We start from the raw sequence: 19,092 nt of genomic DNA, 5'->3' as shown, positions 1-19,092 counted from the left end.
GCACTGGCTAATGTGCTTACCGGTCGGCTGGCCTTTCACAACACGCTCCGCTCGCTGTTTCCTCTGCCGCGTGCCGATCAGGAGATTGCGCTCAGTTGCCTCGCTCGGGTCGGTCTGGCAGACAAGGCGCTAAGCCGGGTGGACAAACTGTCCGGTGGCCAGCAGCAGCGGGTAGGCATCGCGCGTGCGCTAGCGCAACAGCCCGCGATCATTCTTGCCGATGAGCCGGTAGCCAGTCTCGACCCGGCCACTTCGGTCCGTGTTCTCGGACTGCTGCGCGACATCTGCAAGGAAGACGGCATCACCGCCATCGTTTCGCTGCATCAACTCGAATATGCCCGCCGCTTCGCCGATCGCGTCGTCGGGCTGGCCGATTCTCAGATCGTTTTCGATGCCGCGCCCTCGGAACTCACCGATGCGCAGCTTGAGCGCATCTATGCAGGCCGCTCTACGACTCAGCCAGCGAATGCTCCGGCTGAACCACCTGTCATGCTCGCACCTTCACTGGAGATGTCCCGATGAAACGCTTATCCGCGCTCTTATTGACTTGCTTGCTGTCCGCTGTTTCAAGTTTGTCCGCCGTAGCGGCCGATGCCGATCCGGATGTGCTAAAGGTTGCGCTGCTGCCGGACGAAAACGCCTCGGAGTTGATCAAGCGAAACCAGCCGCTGAAGGATTATCTGGAAGAGCATCTGGACAAGAAGGTGCAGCTGATCGTAACCACCGACTATTCCTCGATGATTGAGGCGATGCGCTTTGGCCGTATCGACCTGGCGTATTTCGGTCCGCTGTCCTACGTCATGGCCAAAAGCAAAAGCGACATCGAGCCCTTCGCTGCCATGGTCATCGACGGCAAGCCGACCTATCGCTCGGTGATTATCGCCAATGTGGCGTCAGGCGTGAATGAGTATGCCGACCTTAAGGGCAAGAAGATGGCCTATGGTGACCGGGCATCGACGTCCAGCCATCTGATTCCCAAAGCCGTGCTTCTTGAGACGGCCGGTTTGACGGGTGGGCAGGACTACGAACAACATTTTGTGGGCACGCATGACGCCGTTGCCGTCAACGTGGCGAACGGAAACGCCGATGCGGGTGGGCTGTCGGAGGTAATTTTCAATCACGCAGTCGAACGTGGCCTAATCGATCCGAGCAAGGTGAAAGTACTTGGTTACAGCGGCGAATACCCCCAGTACCCCTGGGCGATGCGCTCGAACCTGAGCCCCGAGCTGAAAACCAAGGTGCGGGATGTATTCGTCGGTATCGACGATCCCGAAGTGCTGCGCAACTTCAAGGCCGAGGCCTTCGCGCCAATCACCGACGCCGACTACGATGTGATTCGCAACATGGGATCGCTGCTCGGCCTCGACTTCGCCACGATGTGAGCACCGATATGTCTACTCATCATGACGTGCAGGCGCTGCCTGCAGAGCAACGCGAGCACATCCTTCGAGGCTTCGGCCTCGGTTGGTGGCGCCAGCTGGGGCAGGTGGCGATTGTATTCGGAGTGGTGCTGTTGGCCTGCTGGTACGTGGGGCTGCTCGATGCCACCACGCTGCTGAACGGGCTGCCCTCCATCGCGACCCTGGCAGGCGAGGCCATGCCGCCAGACTTTTCGGGCTATCGAAGCTGGATTCGCCCGTTGATCGACACGCTGGCGATGAGCATCGCCGGCACGGCCATCGCAGTGGTGTTCTCGCTGGTGGTGGCCTTCGTTGCAGCGCGCAATACGGCGCCGCACCCCCTTGTGTTCGGTGTTGCCCGGGTGCTGCTCAATGCCCTGCGGTCGGTGCCGGAGCTGATCATGGGCATCATCTTCGTTGCAGCCGTAGGGTTCGGCGCCTTGCCGGGCGTGCTTGCCCTGGGTCTGCATTCGATCGGCATGGTCGGCAAGTTCTTCGCCGAGGCCATCGAGCACGTCGACGAAGCGCCGGTGGAAGCCGCTCGGGCGGCGGGGGCTACGCCGATGCAAGTGCTGCTGCACGCGGTTTTGCCACAGGTGACGCCGCAGTTCGCCGACGTGGCGATCTACCGCTGGGAATACAACTTTCGCGCCTCCACCGTGATGGGCATGGTTGGCGCCGGCGGTATCGGCTTCGAACTCATGGGCTCGCTGCGCATCATGCAGTACCAGGAGGTTGCAGCAATCCTGCTGGTCATCCTGGCCATGGTCACGCTAGTAGACGCCTTCAGTGGCGTGCTGCGCAAACGTTTCAAATAGGACAAACCATGCTGCCGAAACTCGTTATAACTCACCGAGTACACGATGAGATCCTGCAACTGCTGGCGCCACATTGCGAGCTGATGACCAACCAGAGCGACAGCACGCTGACGCGCGAGGAAATTCTGCGCCGCTGCCGCGATGCTCAGGCGATGATGGCGTTCATGCCCGATCGGGTCGATGCAGAATTTCTCCAAGCCTGCCCCGAGCTGCGTGTGGTCGGCTGCGCGCTCAAGGGCTTCGACAATTTCGATGTGGACGCCTGTACTGCCCGCGGGGTCTGGTTGACCTTCGTGCCTGATCTGTTGACGGTCCCGACTGCCGAGCTGGCGATCGGACTGGCGGTGGGGCTGGGGCGGCATCTGCGCGCAGCAGATGCGTTCGTCCGCTCTGGCGAGTTCCAGGGCTGGCAACCACAGTTCTACGGCACGGGGCTGGATAACGCGACGGTCGGCATCCTTGGCATGGGCGCCATCGGACAGGCCATGGCTGAGCGCTTGCAGGGATGGGGCGCGACCCTGCAGTACCACGAGGCGAAGGCTCTGGATACACAAACCGAGCAACGGCTCGGCCTGCGCCAGGTGGCGTGCAGCGAACTCTTCGCCAGCTCGGACTTCATCCTGCTGGCGCTTCCCTTGAATGCCGATACTGAGCATCTGGTCAACGCCGAGCTGCTTGCCCTCGTACGGCCGGGCGCTCTGCTTGTAAACCCCTGTCGTGGTTCGGTAGTGGATGAAGCCGCCGTGCTCGCGGCGCTTGAGCGAGGCCAGCTCGGCGGGTATGCGGCGGATGTATTCGAAATGGAAGACTGGGCTCGCGCGGACCGGCCGCGGCTGATCGATCCTGCGCTGCTCGCGCATCCGAATACGCTNNAGGCCGAGCCTGCCGCATGTTGAATCCGGTCTGGCTGAAGAGCCTGGTAGCGATCGTTCAAACAGGCAGTTTTCAGAGCGCGGCGAGGGCGTTGGGGCTGGCCCAGCCGACGGTGTCGCAGCACTTGCAGAAGCTTGAAGAGCAGGTCGGCGTAACGCTGGTGCAGCGCAGTCGTAGAGGCTGCCAGCCTACCACACGTGCGCTGGCCTTCATGCCGCATGCGACCGCCTTGCTCGACATGCACGCCCGGGCGCTAGAAGCCCTGCATGGAAATAGTGAGCGCGTCGGGGCCAGCTCCAACATCGGCACCTACCTTCTCCAGCCATTCGTGCGCAGCTATCTGACGACCGCAAATGAGAGGGGCGAGGTGGATCTGCGCATCGCCGCCAACCCGGATGTGGCCGACCAGCTACTGGCGGGCCAGCTCGACGCCGCGATCATGGAATGGTGGCTACCTCACCCCGACTTCGAACACCGCCTCTGGCGGGTCGAGCCGCTGGTACTTATCGTCAGCCCCGACCATCCGCTGGCTGAAGCAGGGTGCATAGAACGCGATCGTCTGGTGGACCTGCCGATGCTGGGAGGTGAACCGGGTAGCGGTACCGGACGGCTTCTGACCGAATACTTTGGCGAGCTGGGCGTGCCTCGCAGCGGTATGCAGCTAGGCAGCACCGAGGCAGTCAAACAAGCAGTCAGGGCGGGACTCGGCGTGTCGTTGGTGATGGCTTCCGCAGTACAAGACGAAGTTCGCAGTGGCGCGCTGGTAGCTCTTCCCATCCCGGGGCTTGAAAAGCGTCTCCAACTGATCTGGCGCAAACCGCCCGGAAATCTGCACCCGCCGGGATTTGTGCGGCACTTATTGGCCGATAGCTACAACTCGCTAGAAGCTGTTATCAGCTACGCGCCCGCGATGCCTAATCTCACCGTCTAAGCGAAAACCTGACTCCAATCTCTATCTACTAGGACAGTGCATGCCTGCGGCGCTCCACCGAAACATCGACTCGAAACCTTTGAGAGCTTCGCAACAGAGTCATAGGTAATAGGTTCGCCAGATTGATTGATCAGGACGCCGCCAGCTCCCCGCAGAATTGCGTGTCCAGCCACCACATCATGAGCAGATACAGGAACAACTGAGACTGCCGCAACACCATCTCCAACGGCGACCGTAGCCAGTCGGTAGGCAATACTAGGCATCGGTAAGCACACAGAAGGAGCGCAAAGCGCTGCGTTGACCTCTGGCCTCGCCAAAGCTCCCGTACTTACCAGCACGTTGCTGTCCGCTCCTAGCTGGAGTGTACTAATCGAGCTTTTCAAAATCTGTCCATTTCTACTGATGCCGGCCAGCCCCTCGCACCAAGCGATACAGTCTGGTCCTCTCCCGTTCGTGACCGGCGCATGAACCACGCCGAGGACAGGCTCTGCCCCCCTCAATAGGCCGACAGAGAGCGCTGTCCCTCTGAAGCCCCGAAGGAAATCCCGGGTGCCGTCGTTAGGATCAACTACCCAACAATACTCAGCACCAGTCAATGTTGAGCCCGTTTCCTCCCCCCAAAAATCGCAGTCCAGAGCAGCCAGAAGCTCTTCTCTCAGCAGGGCTTCAATCTCTACGTCGACCTCCGCCTTGTCCCCATATCCACGTGGACCCGATGCAAGCTCACATTCCGCTGCTAACAACTCTCCGGCGCCGAGAACAATCCGAATCGTGCAGTTCAAGAGATCAGTCAGAATCATGACGGGACCCTGTGTCATGCCTAAGCATGGGCTGCTTCAAGATTCAGCGACCGCGCTAGGCGCTGCCGAACAATATATTCTCGCCTTAGTTCCCCCTACCGCCCCTTCGTGGCGACTCTCCACGTAACACCTCCCCGTGCCGGTTTTGAACTCATAGCCAAACACCTGCTTTGCTTGATCGTGAACTTTCACCAGCTCGGTTAGCGGCTCCATGCTCCAGCTGTCCGTCCCGTTCAAGCGCGCAGGTACAACCAATGCGACCGACGCAATCTGCAGATCTGGAGACTGCTCCCCAAGAAGTGACTCAAAAGCATCCTCGTTCGGGATCAAGAGCATCGTGTCCCAGGACACACCATCGCTGGCTTCGCGAACCGTCACGTAGAACCATGGACGATGCTGCCTGTGCTCCACGTATTGCCACATTTGATAGTGGTCCCCAAATAGAGGCTCGAACGGGATTTCAGCATGCCTATAGGTAGTAAACATCTGTGGATACTCGAAATTAAGCTATATATAGCATAGCCGAATTATCACCAAGAAGGCTTCATCGTTCCCTTTGCGAGAGTGCAAAGTGGAACTGAACAAAGCACTTGGATTGGTAATGAAAGACATTCGGCAATCGCGCGGGCTGCCACAGGAGGGCCTTGGCCCAAGCCAGAGCTATATCAGTGCGCTTGAGCGAGGGAAGTGGAAAGCATCACTAGATAAGGTGGAGCAAATCGCAGGAATTTTGACCCTTCATCCCGCAACACTCCTTCTTCTCGCCTACCTGAGAAAGGACCCCTCGCTTGATGCGCAGGCGTTACTTTCGCAGATCCAAGCTGAGTTAGATGTCCATCAAAGCAACCTTGGTGCACGTTGAATTAAAACCCAAGGCAGGATCTAAAACCGCCGCAGTCAGATCGACACAGGTAGAAAACTGAAAACCCCAGCCTGAGACCGTCCCTGTAAGACCTCAAACCTAGGCCCAGGTGAGCCTCAGGCGCAAAAAGCATTGAGGCTTTTACCTTGCCTATGCATCATGACCTAATGGCGATGAGTATCTGAAACACTGGGGGTCGCCCCCCAAATCCAAAATGTAAACGATGGGCCCAATTAGAGGCGCACGGTTTACATTTTCCCCTGCCAGCTCTTAACGAAAGAAACTGATCCACCAAAACACCAGCCTTAAACCCGCATTTTTAGAGGAGTAGAGATCAAAAGAGGGGGCTCAGCGCACGTTTACAGTGATGCGCACTGGGTGGAACAGTACAACTGCGTTTCGGACTCGCGGCAGTATCGTGGTAATTTGGTAAGAATTAGCCACGAGAAGTTGCTTGTTTTTAAGAAGGATAAACATGAGTTGTTCTTTCTTGCAGCAGTTGAACAACGAGCCGCGGCAATGAAAGGCATTACCTGGCGAGCAGCAGTTCGCAAGATACTTTTAGGTGGGAAGACATTGCACCTAAGTGAGATCTATAAGGAAATTGAGCCTTTTGCGCGTACTCGGGATAACAGCAACTGGGAGGCCAAGGTGCGACAGGTCTGCCAAGCTGAAAAATACTTTGAGCGTGTCAGTCCGGGTGTTTACCGCCTGGCTGCTTGAAGACAGTCTCGCTCCTCCTCTTTGGCTTGTGCCAAGGGGGAGGAGAGAGGCAAACAGGTAACAATGCTGGCCACTGGATGAGCGCATGTTGAGTGATGCCGCTCGGCGGCAGGCGGTATCAGTGGGTAGACCGGTTGCTGGTGCTGCCCTAAGCTACGTCCCAAGCTGTGAATCAGCACATCTGTTCTTCTGCCCCTGTCCTGGGGGCGAATTGACCATATTTTGATCGGCGGCCGCATTACTGTGCAGTCGTTGGCGTCCCTTCTCCTCGAAGACACTTCGGTAATGGTGAGCCATTACCAAAGCGGATTCTTCTGCCCCGAATGTTCGGGTCAGGGAAACGGCAGCTGCTCCGTCTTGCAGCACTCAACTACCCAACTGGGGACTTACCTCCCCGTTCGGGGCAGGGGGTCTCCAACCCCCGGACCGGGGCCACTCCAAAGACCCCGCCTCGGGTTCTTCGGTGTGGTCCTGGTTCGGGCTCAACACTGGAGAATACCCATGAAACATGAAACCACGATCGATCTCAGCATTCCGCAATCGATCTCTACTGATGTCCTTCTCGAGAAGTACGCCAAAGACGGCGAAACTACCCAGGAGGAGATTTTTGCTCGCGTCGCAAAGGCGCTGGCATCCATTGAAAAAGATCCTGCTCACTGGGAAGAGGCTTTCCTCTACGCTCTGCGTGGTGGCTTCATCCCGGCTGGTCGGATCATGTCCGCAGCTGGTACTGGTATCCGTAGCACATTGATGAACTGCTTCGTTCAACCCGTTGGCGACAGCTTCCTCGGTGTGGACGAAAACGGTGTGCCAGGCATCTATCCGGCGCTTTCTGAGGCCGGTGAGACGATGCGTCGCGGGGGTGGTGTCGGTTACGACTTCTCTGCGATTCGCCCGAAAGGTTCCCTTGTGAAAGGCACTAAATCGGACGCAAGCGGCCCTGTCAGCTTCATGCATGTCTTCGATAAATCCTGTGCGACCGTAGTGTCTGCAGGTGGTCGTCGAGGTGCACAGATGGGGGTTTTGCGAGTGGACCATCCGGACATTCGTGAGTTCTGTCGTGCAAAGCGTGAGGCTGGGGTTCTGACCAACTTCAACGTGTCCGTGGGTGTGACGAACGCTTTCATGGAAGCGGTGGAGGCGGGTGGCCAGTTCAAGCTGGTTCATGCGGCCGAACCGTCGGAGATTCAAAAGCAGAAAGGTGCTTTCTTCGAAGATGGTGTGTGGGTCTATGAGGTTGTGGACGCCAAAGTTCTGTACGAAGAAGTGATGCTTCTGACCTACGACTTTGCCGAGCCTGGGATCCTGTTCATCGACCGTATGAACGAGGAAAACAATCTCGCGGGTCTCGGGGAAGTGCTCCGGGCGACCAACCCTTGCGCGGAACAGCCGCTGCCTTCGTATGGCTGCTGCTGCCTGGGCTCTATTAACCTGGCTGCCTTGGTGAAGCACGCTTTCTCTGACGATGCTGTTATCGACTGGGAGCAACTGCGTAACCTGGTCACCGTTGCAGTGCGCATGCTGGACAACGTGCTCGATCTGACCTTCTGGCCCCTCGAGCAACAACGTAAAGAAGCAATGGCTAAGCGCCGCATTGGGCTCGGTTTCACTGGCCTCGGTGACGCGCTGCTGATGCTGTGTTCGAAGTACGACACTCAAGAGGCGCGCATGCTCGCAGCAGAGATTGCTGAGTTCATGCGAGATGTTGCTTACGAGGCTTCTGTCGAGCTGGCGCAAGAAAAAGGTGCTTTCGAGATTTTCGAAGCTGAGGGGTATCTGCAGTCGCCGTTCATTCAGCGTCTCCCTGAGAACCTCAAGAATCGCATCCGTGAAAGCGGTATCCGCAATTCGCACCTGCTGTCGATCGCTCCGACTGGCACCATCAGCCTGGCGTTCGCAGACAATGCATCCAACGGCATTGAGCCTCCGTTCAGCTGGTGGTATCCGCGTAACAAGCGTGAAAGCGATGGTTCCACCAAGCAGTACAAGGTGATGGATCACGCCTACCGTGTCTGGCTCGCACGAGGTGGTTCGGAAGAGAATCTTCCGGAGTACTTTGTGACGGCTCTGTCGATCTCGGCGGGTAGCCACATGGCCATGCTTGAAGCGGTGCAGCCTTTCATCGATACCAGCATCAGCAAGACTGTGAACGTGCCGGAGGATTACCCCTTCGACGAGTTCAAGTCGCTGTACATGGATGCGTGGAAAGCCAAGCTGAAAGGCCTGGCAACCTACCGTCCGAGTGACGTCCGCGGTGCTGTACTGGTAGCCCCTACGGCTGAGAAGCCGAAGGAAGAAAAGTCTGATTTCGATGAAACCGATCCGGATCGTCGAGTCAAGTTGGACAAGCTGCCTGAACCTGCGCTCGCCAGCCTCCGCTGGAACAAGCGGCCGCAGTTGGCGGCTGGCAATCCGTCCTGGACCTATATGGTCAGCCGTCCTGATGGTCAGGACTTTGCTGCCATGGTGGGCCACGTCGATGGCGAAAGCGGTGAGAAACCGCAGATGCTTGAGGTGTGGATCAACGGATCTGAAGCCCCTCGTGGTTTGGGGGCTATCGCAAAGAGTCTGAGCATGGATATGCGCAGCGCGGACACCCGTTGGCTTAAAGCTAAACTGGAGTCCCTGCAGCGTGTCGCCGGCGAAGATGCTTTCGACATGCCGTGTCCGTTCGATGGGGAAATCAAGCGTATGCCCAGCAGCGTTGCTGCCATGGCGTACGTGGTGCATGCACGCTGCGAGCAACTGGGTGTTTTCGAAGAAGAGGGTCCATCCCCGATCTTTGATGCGCTGATGTCCGCAAAAGAGCCGAAAACTGGTACTGGCGGCACGATGTCCTGGAGTGTGGACGTTGTGAATCCGGCAACTGGTGACGATCTGTGCATGTCGCTGAAGGAGCTGCAGATGCCTGATGGCTCGCGCCGGCCGTACTCGGTGTGGTTGTCTGGCAACTATCCACGGACGCTGGATGGTCTTTGCAAGAGCTTGTCTTTTGACCTGCGTGTGGTCGACCCGGCATGGGTTGGCGCGAAGCTGCGTCAACTCGCTAGCTTCTGTGAGGTTCGCGGCGATTTCTTCGCAAAGGTTCCGGGCAGTGAAAAGTCCGAAAACCAACCCTCCACTGTTGCCTACCTGGCCAAACTCATTCTGCATCGCCTTGCGATGCTGGGAGTTTTGGATAGCAATGGCCACCCGATCCAGCAGCTTGGTTACTTCCACCAGGAAGGCCGCACTGTGAAGACCGGTGGCGCCAAAGCTGTGTCGGGTTACAAGGCCTGCCCGGAGTGCTCGAAATACACCGTCGTCCGCAAGGACGGCTGCGACTTCTGCACTGCGTGTGGGCATCAAGGTAGCTGTGGCTAAGTGATGGAGTGGGGCCCCTTCGGGGGCCTTTACTTCCCCCATCAGAGGAATCACCATTCGACAAATGGCGAGATGCTTTCAGTAAGCTGGCCTTACTAAAGGCATTTCTCTAGTGACCATTGTTGGTTGCTAGGAAGACGGCAGCTGCTCCGTATGCAGCAATCAAATGGGCAGTTGCCTAAACCCTCAAGGGGCTACTCGCCCGTTGGGGCCGGTAGCCCCCAGTCTTGGAGTTAACATGAAATCGCAACTCACTTCTTGCACTCACGTCGGTGAAACTCGCTCTGAGCTCACCGTAGAGTTCGGCGCTTCGGGTAGCAAGCTGAAGTACACAGCAACGGTGCCGGCCGGCACGAAGGTTGGAAAGCGAGAAGGGTACGCTGATCAGTGGATAGTTGATGATCTCAGTTTCATTGAGGACAAAAGCTCGCTGATGTACCACGACGCCGACCACTACGGAATTCGCATCCCGGAGTCCGAGATCGTCAATATTCGTGCGGCCTGAGTAATCTGAAGGAGCTCAAAACAGCTCCTTGAGAAGCCGTTTCGTTCGAAATTTTCTCCCGCCGGCATTCCGTCAGCTGGAGATAGCATCGCTGGCATTGCCAGCATCACAACCCCTGGGGGCGTTCTCCCCTAAGGGGAGGGGCCTCCAGTCTTCCAAGTAGGAGGTCCTATGTCTCACAAAGAACACCCACCCTGGTACGCACCGATCGTGCATTTCGCCACTCATGCAGTGGTGGGTTCGATCATATTCATAATCGTTGGCACACCATCAGTGCTGTTGGGCTGGCTGGTGCACAAGCTCCGTGATTGGGGGGTTTCAGAGGTTACTCTGACCATCCTTCAATTCTTGGAGTACGCCATCCTGATTATGGATGCAATCCTCTTCTTGGCTTTCCTCGGCTTCACAACCTGGTCGGCCATCAAGGAGCTCAAAAATGAATGAAGCAAACAGCGACAAAGGGGCTTCTGGTCCTATCAAGGGCTGCATAGCCGAGGTGATCAAAGCTGCTCGTGCGGCGCCGGCGATCTACTTCGCTCCCCTTGTGGGAGCGTTTACCGGCGTGGCTTTGCAGTGGAAAAAACTGCAGCCGCAACCCTTGGCAAAACCGAAGCTCGCGTAGCTTTTTCCCTTTCAGGGAACCTCTGTGAGGAGTATTCTTGAGGTAGATGCCCTAACGGAGCAGCTGCAATGAGCATGCGAATTCCAGAGTCACTTCATCGTGTTTGGCGCGAAGTTTCCGCCGCTGCGAAATCAGCGCCGGCGATCTACTTTGCTCCCCTCGTCGGGGCTGTCAAAGAAGTGCAAAGCATGGCGAAGGAAAAGTAGGCAAGCTGTATGTTTCAACCCTCTCCGGCTACGGCCGGAGAGGGCTCTTTCGATACCAGTGACCAGATGACTCTCGCTGTGAGTGATGTGGTCAACGGTATTCACTTGACCGCCATGGTGCGTTCAAGCTGAAAGTCAGCTGCAACTCTATGCAGCATCAACGCGGCTTAGCCGCTCAACCCATTGGGGGCATCTCCCCCTAATGGGGCTGGTGTCTCCAGTACCAGGAGTCACCATGAATCTTCATCAAGCCCTTTGCAGCTCTGGCATGGAGCAGGTAGTTCATAGCCTGGCTTTTCGTGCTGGTGTCTTCCATCGCCTCGGCCTCGAGGTCGATGAGGCTAAATTACTCACCAGTTCGGAACGACTGAATCTCCAGTGGATCCAGTCTCAACTGAACGTGAAGAAGCTTTCCAGTGCTGATGAGCTCGCCGAGCATGATCGACTGGTAGTACTGCTGCATCGCGAAACCGGCGAATCCCAGTCTTGGCTTCAAAAGCTTCCTCTTCCGCGCTTGCGCAAGATGATGGATGCCGTTGAGTCGCGGTGGTAATCGCTAAAGAACAGTCGAGCCCATAAGGGTTCGATTTACACGCTGCGTTCGCAGCAAAACCCTGCCGGGGCATCTTCCCCGCAGGGGTAGGGCCTCGGTTTTCTTTTGGAGGTCCTATGACAGATAACAACGTGATCCACCTGCAAAACATTAACCCTGCACTTGAGCTCAGCCACTACGAGGAAATTATCGAGAAGCGGCGTGCTCAATTGTTCGGTGAGATGGATACCCAGGGGTTCAACAAGATCCTGCTGCTCGATGTCGCTGACCGTTCTGCATACATCAAGTGCAAGGCGGCCGTTGCGCAGTTGGGCACGCTGGAAACCATGGCTAGCCGTGGTGTGAAAACACCGGAGGATCTGCGTGAGCATATCCAGCTGGTGCACGACCTGAGTGCTGTTCTCACGGACATCACTGCCGCAGAGCTGCGCACCTACTCCCTGGACCTCTTGAGGTCGATGGATATGGAAATGCGTAGTCAACGCACGGCTTAAGTCAGGCGATGGGGAAGGGTAACCTTCCCCATCTTCACCTAGCCAAAATCAGGTGCTATATTGAGCTCAGCTGTTCGCAGCACCTTCTTCTAGGCACTCGCCTATCAAGCACCACCGTCAAGGGTGCTTTGGAAATCGAAATTTACCAAAGCAGAATTCTTCCTCGCGCAATGTTGCGTGTGGTCGATAGCGCAGCTGCGCGTTCCTTCAGCAGCAATCTAAACCCAATGGGGTCCTCCCATTGGGCGGACCCTCCACTCACATCGAGGACTCCGTCATGATCGACTTCATCGTCAATCTGATCATTTTCATTCTTCAGTAATGGAAATCGGTCACCCAACCGGGCCAGAACCTTCTTCGGAAGGCCTGGCCCGATGGTTGGGAGTTTGATTTCAAAAGCAAGGCTTTCGAAATCAAGTTCGTGCTCCGTCTCATGAGAGATTGGGCTTGAAGGCAGCTGGACCTATCCAGCATCAACCCAGTGGGGTCTCTGCCCCCACTTGGGCAGCGGCTTCACCTCTGATTTAGGAGGTGTGCATGTCGATTCTCAATGTACCGATTTCCGAACTGATGGTGGTCGGTCGTGGTTACTACTTCTTCAAAGGTCAACTGGTTCACTGCGATGGAAATCGCGGCCGTGTTCGCTTTTGTGGGGGTGCTACCGAATGACTAAGCCGAAACCCCAGGAAAAACCAGCGACTCCGAACCGAGTCGTTTTGCCGCTGCATGCATATTCCGACGATAGCTTCGTTCGGATGATGTCTGCGCTGGTTGGCCTGGATCCGAAAGCGGGGGAGGGAAAGAAGAAATGAAATCCTACCCTCGGCTTGTTTCCTTGCTTCGCGAGACGATGAACCTCACCACCGGTGAGGCTGAAGCGTTAATGCGTGGTGTTGAGGCTGAAGCGGTGGTGCGTTGCGGCGGTAAGGCGAAGATCATCTCGAGAGCGATGACACTGCGTCACTACCGCGTAGCAGCAGACTTGCTTCAAAAGTATCCCAACGGCAAAGACATGACGATGTACTGCATCGACATGGGATATGCCGGCAAGCGGAGAGTGATCGTTTTTGATGGAAAGGTGGTCAGTCATGGCCACCAAGATTGGTTCCAGTTTGTTGAACGCATCCGCTACAAAGCAAAGACTGCAACAGCAGCCTAGCTATTCCTTAAACCCACAGGGGTCTCAACCCCTGCGGGTTCGAGACCTCTCTCAGCTGGAGAAGTCTCATGTCCCTTTCCAACGCAGTCACCACCCTGATGACTCGCAACCTCCAAAAACTTGGCTACCCCACCGGCGACATTCGCTGGAGTCTGGGATACTGCCAGGGCGATGGATCCTCGTTCTCTGGTTCGCTCGACATCGCCGTTCTTGGGCCGAGGCTGCTTCCTGAGATTTCGCAAGAGATCTGGGCCAGCATTGACTGTGACCTCGAAATCGTCCGCAGCCGAAGCTGCCGCTATGTTCATGAACGTAGTGTCGACCTGAATATCGACACCCTGTGCGTCGAACAGACGGATGCCAGTGAGTACGGCGGCGTGGCTCAGAAGGTTGCCCTGCATAAGCTTGTAGGAGCTCTTGAGGATGACATCCTGAAGGCCTCTTTCAAGAATTCTGCTGATGGCTACAAGCTGATCGAAAGCTTCGTATCGGAGGACACTCTGGCATGGCGTTTTCGTACTGCGTCCTTCCTCGTTGAGCTTTTCAAGATCAACGATGAAGACTGCAGTCCCTTCGATTTGTACGACGAAGGTGATCAGTTGGATGGTGTGATCAGCAGCATCCTGGAGGGGAAAACCAGCATCTTCGGCACGAAGGTCGTTGTCTCTCTTCTCGATGATGATGGTGACGCCTCAACCGTGCTCGCAGAGTCGTATCTCGGCGGATTCAGTTGTGATTCTAACGATGCTTCCCTTGGTGGAATGCGTCGTGAAGTCGTCTCAGAGGCCATTTCGATGGCCCGCGAGGCATACCAAAAACTGCTACGGCCGAGACTCAAGGCTGCGGCATAGCTAGCACATCCCTTGGGGGACTTCCCCCTAAGGGGCGAAGTTTCTCCAGGGTTCTCAACCCCGGTATCGGGGCTTCCCAAAGCCTCCGTACTGGAAGTTTTGGGAAGCCCCGAGCCGGGCTTAACCTGGAGGTACTTCGATGTCTAAGGAACACAATTTCGACGCCAAGGTTGTCAGGGAGGCGGCTGCGGGGCAATGGGAGCGCATCATTCAGGCGCTCATTCCTGGTATTCCCGACAAAGCCTTCACGAAGCTTGGAAGTCACGTTGCTTGCCCTGTACACCACAGGGGAAGCAAAAAGCGTGGCGACGGCTTTAAGCTGTTCAAAAAGGACTTCCACCTCTCTGGGGGTGGGATGTGCAACTCATGCGGTGCGTATCCTGACGGTTTCGCGCTGATCATGTGGGCCAATAACTGCTCATTTGCGGAAGCTCTAGAAGCTGTCGCCCATGAGTTAGGGATACGTTCTAAGGAAGATGAGAGGGCGCAAGCTGCTATCAACCGAGTGAACGAATCTCAACGTGCTGCATTGCTGAAAGAGATCGAGGAGAAGCAGGCGGCTGATGACGCGCGTTCTCGGGAAAAGCTGAAATGCCTTTGGCGTGAAAGCATACCCTTGACGCACCCGGATGCTGAGCCGGCCAGGCTGTACCTCAAAGGTCGAAAGATCCTTTGCTGGGACCGTCCAGGCCTGGAGACTGTTATCCGCTTTCACCGGTCGGTGAAGTCGTGGAATGAAAACCTCGAGTTCGAGGGAAGCTTCCCGGCCATCATTTGCCTGGTTACCAACGCCGGCGTACCGATCACAATCCATCGGATCTACTTGACCGAGAAGGGTGAGAAGGCGCCGATCGAGAGCGTTAAAAAGATGTGCTCCTACCCCAGCGACCGAACAGTCACTGGCGGGGGCATCATCACTGGTCCGTGGACTGAGGTAATCGATCTAGCTGAGGGACCTGAAACGTCCCTGGCAGTTGAGATGGCCACAGGCTTGAAGTGCTTTCCGACGGTAAATGCGACCCTGCTTGAAAACTTTGTTCCCCATCAAGGCGTAAAGGCAATTCGGGTATGGGCTGACAAGGACCGGTCTGGGACGGGAGAGGAGGCTGCTAAGAAGCTCAAAGTCCGCATGTGGGAGTTGGGTATCAAGGTCGCCATTATGCTTCCGCCCTTGCCGATCCCTGACGGGGAGAAAGGGGTCGACTGGAACGACGTGCTGATTGAGCTTGGGCTGCTCGGGTTTCCGAGACAGCAAGCCCAGAGGAAGTGCGCATGACGTTCGTTAGAAGACCCTGGACGTTTGACCCATTGGTCGTTGACTCAACGCCTGGTGGTAGCTTTGTCTGCCCCTTCTCTCCACCGAGTGACTTTGGTGGAGGAGGGGGAGAGTACCTTAGCTTGATGAGGATTCGTTACCGGGATCCTTCGTATAGCAGGTGCTTTGCGGAGCACATCCGGGCAATGAACTCTGGGTTGACCATTCACTTTGAGGGACCGTACAGCACAGAGGCGATGGCTGTCCTAGCTAAAATCTCTGAGAAACACAACCAACAAAAAAGGGCCAGCTGATAGCTGGCCCTTTTTTTTGGCCTACTTCTGACGAGCGGTAGTGCTTATCAGGGTTAGGCGTGACCTGTGGTATTGTATGCGCAGTGAGTTGCATATTTCGGGGCGCGGGAGATAGTTGGTGCATCCCGCGGAGATAAGATAATGACATTGCGACATGTTAAGTTTTATACGGAAAGTACAGATAGGGAAAATGTATATCTAGTCTCTTTGGCTGGAGATGATCGTTATTTCCATCGATTGGAAGTGCATCTTGATTGTACTTTCGATGTTGATGTACTTGATTACGTTGAGCTTTATGGTATTTGGTTTTTTTGATATCCCTTGAGGTTGCTGGGAAATTTCGGACAGCCAGGAACCTGGCCATTTCGGTATCTAGGCCCTCTGTCCGGTCATTACTGCTCGGTAAAACCATGTCCGATTCAATTGGTCCTTACGCATCAGCATTGAGGGCTATGCTCTACGGCATGGAAAGTATAGGGCTTGAGCGAAAACCAGCTTGGCTAAGCAACGTCACTGATGTTGGAGGCCTTTGCTCTCGCTGGGATGGCCGTCCTTGCCCATACCAGACGGTGTCCAACGACCGGTTCGGTGAGATTGGCATCACTCATCATGCGGTTGATCAGTACTTCAAGCGGACTAGGTCTGAGGGAAGGAAAGATCAAATGTTATCAAAAGTACAAAGCCTGGCCCGTGCTGCAACCGAAGAGGTAGAGCTTCCCCCAGAAGTTGTTTTTAAGAAGATCCTGACTCATGGATTTGAGCAGAAATATGTAAAAACTCTTGCAGCGCCCAGAGGCTGGATGTTGGTAACTGCGCCTGATCATGAAAGAGGCTATTTGCGTGTCATCTCCGTTTACCAGCTCAACCTTGGGTGAAGAAGCCATGGGACGGTTGTGGAAGTACGTAAAGCGTCTGCGCAGTGAAATCATGTCGTTAATGAAAGTGCATAGCCCTGACGCCTGGGAAGAAGCGCAATCATTAAAAGGTGATGAGCTAGTAGACTTCTTAATTAGGCAGCCACTAGTAAGACACGGTATTTGCTATCACATCCTTGGGGATGCTGGATATAGAGAGAATTGCTATGTTCAGCGGCTGCGTGATGGCGAAGCTTTTATTCTTAAAAGGTGCTTAATTCAATTTGACGAAATTGGAAATCCGCTAATCATTACTCTAACTGGCGTAAAGAGTGATGGGGAAACTGCTGAGCGGATCGGGAAGATTGAAGAATTTGTCAGCATGGAGACTGGCTATCAAATTCTTCCTTCGCTGATATTCGACATGCTACCAGAGGACTGAGAGGTGCCAGGCGCTACTGCTGGCTGCGAGGTGGAAGCATCAACATGGCGCTGCTTTTCGAGCTCACGCCGTAGGTCGTTGACGTGTGCGTCCACTGCAGCCTGTAGGCCTGGCCTGTATCGCAGAGAATCCTCAATCGCGTCGACCACGAGTACCGGGGGAAGGCCGAACTGATCGGCGGTGATGTCAACGATGTACCGGCATCCATTCACAGAGACCTCAGTCCAGTAGTGGCCGTGGCATGAACCCTGGATGTTGATTCCTTTCTTGAATTCCCCGTCGCCGCCACGAATCCGGGTGGGGAATCCAGAGAATTTTCGAATCACCTCGGCGCAAAGAAATGCTGCGTACAAGCAAGTGCCTTTGGTTGTCGCCGAGCCAATGGAGTGGTCAAGCATCTCCTCAAAAATCTTGCGAGTGTTTTGGGCTATGCTCAGTATCTGATGATAATCGTCTGTCATGTAAGCTGGGTCTAGGCCGACGGCTACAAAGCGGAGGTGGTCCAGTTTTTGAAAAATCGGATTGGATCTGGGTGGCAGGGTAGCATTTTGTCATGTGCAATATCCGATAATAGGTAGACCCGGATATTGCAAGCAAATCGCTCCTGGGCGAGTATACCCACCATCTCAGTTAACTGGATTTGCCGCGATGTCTTCCAGTATCGATAAGCCTTTTCCTCTCTTTGATTCTTATCGTGAATTCCGCCAGCTCAATTTCAACGATCTTTCGAAGGAGCGTCCAATCGTTATAGGCCTACTTCGGCAGATTGGCGAGGCCGCTGATCCGATAGAAAGCTATAAAGCTGTCCGTGAGTTTTTCCACTCGTACGATGGGAACGAAGGTACTTTCAACTCATACAGGACGCACGTTGAGCGTTTGCTCTTGTGGTGCCTTCTCATTGTGAAGAAACCAATCCTTTCGCTTCGCAGAACAGACGCTGAGGCGTTTATGGAGTTTTGCCTAAAACCCCCGGCCAGTTGGGTTGGGCCGGTCGTTAAATCAAGGTTTGTCCGCGCTGGTGGTCGTAAGAAGTCGCCTGATGACACATACACGGTTAATGAGGACTGGAGACCGTTCAACCTGACACAGCCGAAGCTAGTGCGAAAGCTAGCTGAGGAAGCAAACGTCGAAGCACCTTCGCCGTCTGGTTACAAGATGTCTAGCGGCTCGGTTGCTCAGGTTTTCGCCGCGTGCCAAAGCTTCTATCAATTTTGTATAGATGAGGACCTCACAGAGGTTAATCCCTTCCGTGCGATTAAGCAGAAGTCGCGGTACACACAGAGGAGCACTCGCGAGGTCGGCGGCCGATCGCTCACTGCAGTTCAGTGGGATTTTGTGATTGAGACCGCCGAACTGATGGCTGATGAAGATGAGGAGCACGAGAGAACACTTTTCATTCTGGTCACGCTCTTCTCCCTGTACCTCCGAATCTCTGACCTGGTAGGCCGGGAAAACTGGGAGCCCACCATGGGTTCTTTCCAGAAGTCTGGAGATGACTGGTGGTACCACGCTATTCGCAAGGGCAACAAGAGCACAAAAGTAAGCGTTCGCCATGAGTATCTGAAATATCTGAAGCGCTACCGTGCGACGCTTTCTCTGTCCCCTCTCCCATTTCCCGGTGAGCAGACGCCACTCCTGAAATCAAAACAAGGGAGGGCCGGGCTTTCCGATCGCCACGTTAGGCTCCTGGTGCAGGGGGTCTTTGATCGTGCCGTTGAAAGGATGAAAGCTGAAGGACAGCCTGAGGATGAGATTACGAACCTGAGGGCAGCTTCCCTGCATTGGCTCCGCCACACAAGCGCCACTTTTGATGCGCCATATCGTGATCCGAAGGACCTGCAGGCGGACCTTGGCCACGAAAGCCTTTCGACAACCCAGGACAACTATTACGACTCCCTGGATGGAAAGCGAGCGTCTTCAGTAAAGGGGCTTCCGGTCAAAGGGTATTAGAGGTCGACAGCCAGGTGAGTCCGGGCCAACCACCCTACCCTGGCTTCCATCGCTGCTCAGGTTGGTTGACGTTCTGTCCCTCCCATAGGGCTCAATAGCCACTCTTTAGGCACTGTC

At 55.5% G+C, this 19,092-nt stretch carries 22 protein-coding genes and 1 pseudogene; 20 read left to right on the top strand and 3 right to left on the bottom strand.

The window, feature by feature from the left end:
- From YA0848_RS30660 to YA0848_RS30640, 5 genes and pseudogenes are all read left to right on the top strand, one after another.
- Window positions 1-522, top strand: a 522-nt coding sequence (locus tag YA0848_RS30660) for an ATP-binding cassette domain-containing protein (protein ID WP_198731483.1), incomplete at its 5' end; no start/stop codon positions are given.
- Entirely contained in the window at window positions 519-1,382 is an 864-nt protein-coding gene (gene phnD / locus YA0848_RS30655) for a phosphate/phosphite/phosphonate ABC transporter substrate-binding protein (RefSeq protein ID WP_034055437.1), read from the top strand. The genes YA0848_RS30660 and phnD, both read left to right, overlap by 4 nt.
- Window positions 1,383-1,390: 8 nt before the next feature.
- Window positions 1,391-2,218 carry a phosphonate ABC transporter, permease protein PhnE gene (phnE, locus tag YA0848_RS30650; protein ID WP_075116656.1) on the top strand — a complete coding sequence of 276 codons (828 nt, stop codon included), beginning with the start codon at window positions 1,391-1,393 and terminating at the stop codon, window positions 2,216-2,218.
- A gap of 8 nt (window positions 2,219-2,226) precedes the next feature.
- Window positions 2,227-3,087, top strand: a pseudogene (gene ptxD, locus YA0848_RS30645) (phosphonate dehydrogenase PtxD); the annotation flags it as partial.
- 20 nt (window positions 3,088-3,107) lie between these two features.
- Window positions 3,108-4,022 carry a LysR family transcriptional regulator gene (locus tag YA0848_RS30640; RefSeq protein ID WP_003298906.1) on the top strand — a complete coding sequence of 305 codons (915 nt, stop codon included), beginning with the start codon at window positions 3,108-3,110 and terminating at the stop codon, window positions 4,020-4,022.
- Here YA0848_RS30640 and YA0848_RS30635 read toward each other — a convergent pair.
- On the bottom strand, window positions 4,019-4,822 hold the full coding sequence (locus YA0848_RS30635) for an inositol monophosphatase family protein (RefSeq protein ID WP_082041293.1): 804 nt from the start codon (window positions 4,820-4,822) through the stop codon (window positions 4,019-4,021). The genes YA0848_RS30640 and YA0848_RS30635 overlap by 4 nt on opposite strands.
- Before the next feature lie 36 nt (window positions 4,823-4,858).
- A complete protein-coding gene (locus YA0848_RS30630; RefSeq protein WP_003298903.1) occupies window positions 4,859-5,308 on the bottom strand; it encodes a hypothetical protein in 450 nt (149 codons plus the stop codon).
- Window positions 5,309-5,393: 85 nt separating this feature from the next.
- Here YA0848_RS30630 and YA0848_RS30625 point away from each other — a divergent pair, with 85 nt between their 5' ends.
- From YA0848_RS30625 to YA0848_RS30565, 14 genes are all read left to right on the top strand, one after another.
- Entirely contained in the window at window positions 5,394-5,684 is a 291-nt protein-coding gene (locus YA0848_RS30625; protein WP_036998697.1) for a helix-turn-helix domain-containing protein, read from the top strand.
- 378 nt (window positions 5,685-6,062) lie between these two features.
- Window positions 6,063-6,407, top strand: coding sequence for a hypothetical protein (locus YA0848_RS30620; RefSeq protein WP_198731482.1), 345 nt, complete (start codon window positions 6,063-6,065; stop codon window positions 6,405-6,407).
- A 501-nt stretch (window positions 6,408-6,908) separates the two neighbouring features.
- Window positions 6,909-9,770, top strand: coding sequence for an adenosylcobalamin-dependent ribonucleoside-diphosphate reductase (locus tag YA0848_RS30615; RefSeq protein WP_065327353.1), 2,862 nt, complete (start codon window positions 6,909-6,911; stop codon window positions 9,768-9,770).
- A 238-nt stretch (window positions 9,771-10,008) separates the two neighbouring features.
- Window positions 10,009-10,275, top strand: a complete 267-nt coding sequence (locus YA0848_RS30610) for a hypothetical protein (protein WP_065327354.1) — start codon at window positions 10,009-10,011, stop codon at window positions 10,273-10,275.
- A gap of 171 nt (window positions 10,276-10,446) precedes the next feature.
- Window positions 10,447-10,719 (top strand): hypothetical protein, encoded by a 273-nt coding sequence (locus YA0848_RS30605; protein ID WP_065327355.1) that lies wholly within the window; start codon window positions 10,447-10,449, stop codon window positions 10,717-10,719.
- Window positions 10,712-10,897, top strand: coding sequence for a hypothetical protein (locus tag YA0848_RS30600; protein ID WP_065327356.1), 186 nt, complete (start codon window positions 10,712-10,714; stop codon window positions 10,895-10,897). Before YA0848_RS30605 ends, YA0848_RS30600 begins: the two co-directional genes overlap by 8 nt.
- Window positions 10,898-11,338: 441 nt before the next feature.
- Window positions 11,339-11,656 (top strand): hypothetical protein, encoded by a 318-nt coding sequence (locus YA0848_RS30595; RefSeq protein WP_065327357.1) that lies wholly within the window; start codon window positions 11,339-11,341, stop codon window positions 11,654-11,656.
- 116 nt (window positions 11,657-11,772) lie between these two features.
- Window positions 11,773-12,150, top strand: a complete 378-nt coding sequence (locus tag YA0848_RS30590; RefSeq protein ID WP_065327358.1) for a hypothetical protein — start codon at window positions 11,773-11,775, stop codon at window positions 12,148-12,150.
- A 537-nt stretch (window positions 12,151-12,687) separates the two neighbouring features.
- Window positions 12,688-12,819 carry a hypothetical protein gene (locus tag YA0848_RS36480; protein WP_255302820.1) on the top strand — a complete coding sequence of 44 codons (132 nt, stop codon included), beginning with the start codon at window positions 12,688-12,690 and terminating at the stop codon, window positions 12,817-12,819.
- Window positions 12,820-12,958: 139 nt separating this feature from the next.
- Window positions 12,959-13,309 (top strand): hypothetical protein, encoded by a 351-nt coding sequence (locus YA0848_RS30585; RefSeq protein ID WP_065327359.1) that lies wholly within the window; start codon window positions 12,959-12,961, stop codon window positions 13,307-13,309.
- 68 nt (window positions 13,310-13,377) lie between these two features.
- On the top strand, window positions 13,378-14,160 hold the full coding sequence (locus YA0848_RS30580; protein WP_065327360.1) for a hypothetical protein: 783 nt from the start codon (window positions 13,378-13,380) through the stop codon (window positions 14,158-14,160).
- 139 nt (window positions 14,161-14,299) lie between these two features.
- A complete protein-coding gene (locus YA0848_RS30575) occupies window positions 14,300-15,436 on the top strand; it encodes a DUF7146 domain-containing protein (protein WP_065327361.1) in 1,137 nt (378 codons plus the stop codon).
- 703 nt (window positions 15,437-16,139) lie between these two features.
- Window positions 16,140-16,604 carry a hypothetical protein gene (locus tag YA0848_RS30570; RefSeq protein ID WP_198731481.1) on the top strand — a complete coding sequence of 155 codons (465 nt, stop codon included), beginning with the start codon at window positions 16,140-16,142 and terminating at the stop codon, window positions 16,602-16,604.
- Complete coding sequence (locus YA0848_RS30565; protein ID WP_198731480.1) at window positions 16,570-17,025, top strand: hypothetical protein; 456 nt, start codon at window positions 16,570-16,572, stop codon at window positions 17,023-17,025. The genes YA0848_RS30570 and YA0848_RS30565 overlap by 35 nt, the downstream gene beginning before the upstream one ends.
- Here the strand turns inward: YA0848_RS30565 and YA0848_RS30560 are convergent.
- The gene (locus YA0848_RS30560) at window positions 16,980-17,486 is read right to left on the bottom strand and encodes a hypothetical protein (RefSeq protein ID WP_065327362.1); all 507 of its coding nucleotides are present in this window, start codon (window positions 17,484-17,486) and stop codon (window positions 16,980-16,982) included. The two genes, YA0848_RS30565 and YA0848_RS30560, sit on opposite strands and share 46 nt — an antisense overlap.
- 187 nt (window positions 17,487-17,673) lie before the next feature.
- On the opposite strand from YA0848_RS30560, the gene YA0848_RS30555 reads away from it, so the two are divergent.
- Window positions 17,674-18,975: a tyrosine-type recombinase/integrase gene (locus YA0848_RS30555; protein ID WP_083195982.1), complete on the top strand. Its 1,302-nt coding sequence runs from the start codon at window positions 17,674-17,676 to the stop codon at window positions 18,973-18,975.
- Window positions 18,976-19,092 lie beyond the last annotated feature (117 nt).

Source organism: Pseudomonas sp. S4_EA_1b (genome assembly GCF_016307435.1).
Taxonomy (GTDB): Bacteria; Pseudomonadota; Gammaproteobacteria; order Pseudomonadales; family Pseudomonadaceae; genus Aquipseudomonas; species Aquipseudomonas rhodesiae.
Note: the sequence above shows the minus strand (reverse complement) of the source record. Positions and strands in the feature narration are given on the sequence as shown.

Coding starts and splice junctions, on each gene's coding strand:
- YA0848_RS30600 (WP_065327356.1), top strand. CDS start 10,712: ATGAATGAAGCAAACAGCGACAAAGGGGCTTCTGGTCCTATCAAGGGC.
- YA0848_RS30570 (WP_198731481.1), top strand. CDS start 16,140: ATGTCCGATTCAATTGGTCCTTACGCATCAGCATTGAGGGCTATGCTC.
- YA0848_RS36480 (WP_255302820.1), top strand. CDS start 12,688: ATGTCGATTCTCAATGTACCGATTTCCGAACTGATGGTGGTCGGTCGT.
- YA0848_RS30580 (WP_065327360.1), top strand. CDS start 13,378: ATGTCCCTTTCCAACGCAGTCACCACCCTGATGACTCGCAACCTCCAA.
- phnE (WP_075116656.1), top strand. CDS start 1,391: ATGTCTACTCATCATGACGTGCAGGCGCTGCCTGCAGAGCAACGCGAG.
- YA0848_RS30585 (WP_065327359.1), top strand. CDS start 12,959: ATGAAATCCTACCCTCGGCTTGTTTCCTTGCTTCGCGAGACGATGAAC.
- YA0848_RS30630 (WP_003298903.1), bottom strand. CDS start 5,308: ATGTTTACTACCTATAGGCATGCTGAAATCCCGTTCGAGCCTCTATTT.
- YA0848_RS30575 (WP_065327361.1), top strand. CDS start 14,300: ATGTCTAAGGAACACAATTTCGACGCCAAGGTTGTCAGGGAGGCGGCT.
- YA0848_RS30555 (WP_083195982.1), top strand. CDS start 17,674: ATGTCTTCCAGTATCGATAAGCCTTTTCCTCTCTTTGATTCTTATCGT.
- YA0848_RS30640 (WP_003298906.1), top strand. CDS start 3,108: ATGTTGAATCCGGTCTGGCTGAAGAGCCTGGTAGCGATCGTTCAAACA.
- YA0848_RS30610 (WP_065327354.1), top strand. CDS start 10,009: ATGAAATCGCAACTCACTTCTTGCACTCACGTCGGTGAAACTCGCTCT.
- YA0848_RS30615 (WP_065327353.1), top strand. CDS start 6,909: ATGAAACATGAAACCACGATCGATCTCAGCATTCCGCAATCGATCTCT.
- YA0848_RS30590 (WP_065327358.1), top strand. CDS start 11,773: ATGACAGATAACAACGTGATCCACCTGCAAAACATTAACCCTGCACTT.
- YA0848_RS30595 (WP_065327357.1), top strand. CDS start 11,339: ATGAATCTTCATCAAGCCCTTTGCAGCTCTGGCATGGAGCAGGTAGTT.
- YA0848_RS30635 (WP_082041293.1), bottom strand. CDS start 4,822: ATGATTCTGACTGATCTCTTGAACTGCACGATTCGGATTGTTCTCGGC.
- phnD (WP_034055437.1), top strand. CDS start 519: ATGAAACGCTTATCCGCGCTCTTATTGACTTGCTTGCTGTCCGCTGTT.
- YA0848_RS30605 (WP_065327355.1), top strand. CDS start 10,447: ATGTCTCACAAAGAACACCCACCCTGGTACGCACCGATCGTGCATTTC.
- YA0848_RS30560 (WP_065327362.1), bottom strand. CDS start 17,486: ATGACAGACGATTATCATCAGATACTGAGCATAGCCCAAAACACTCGC.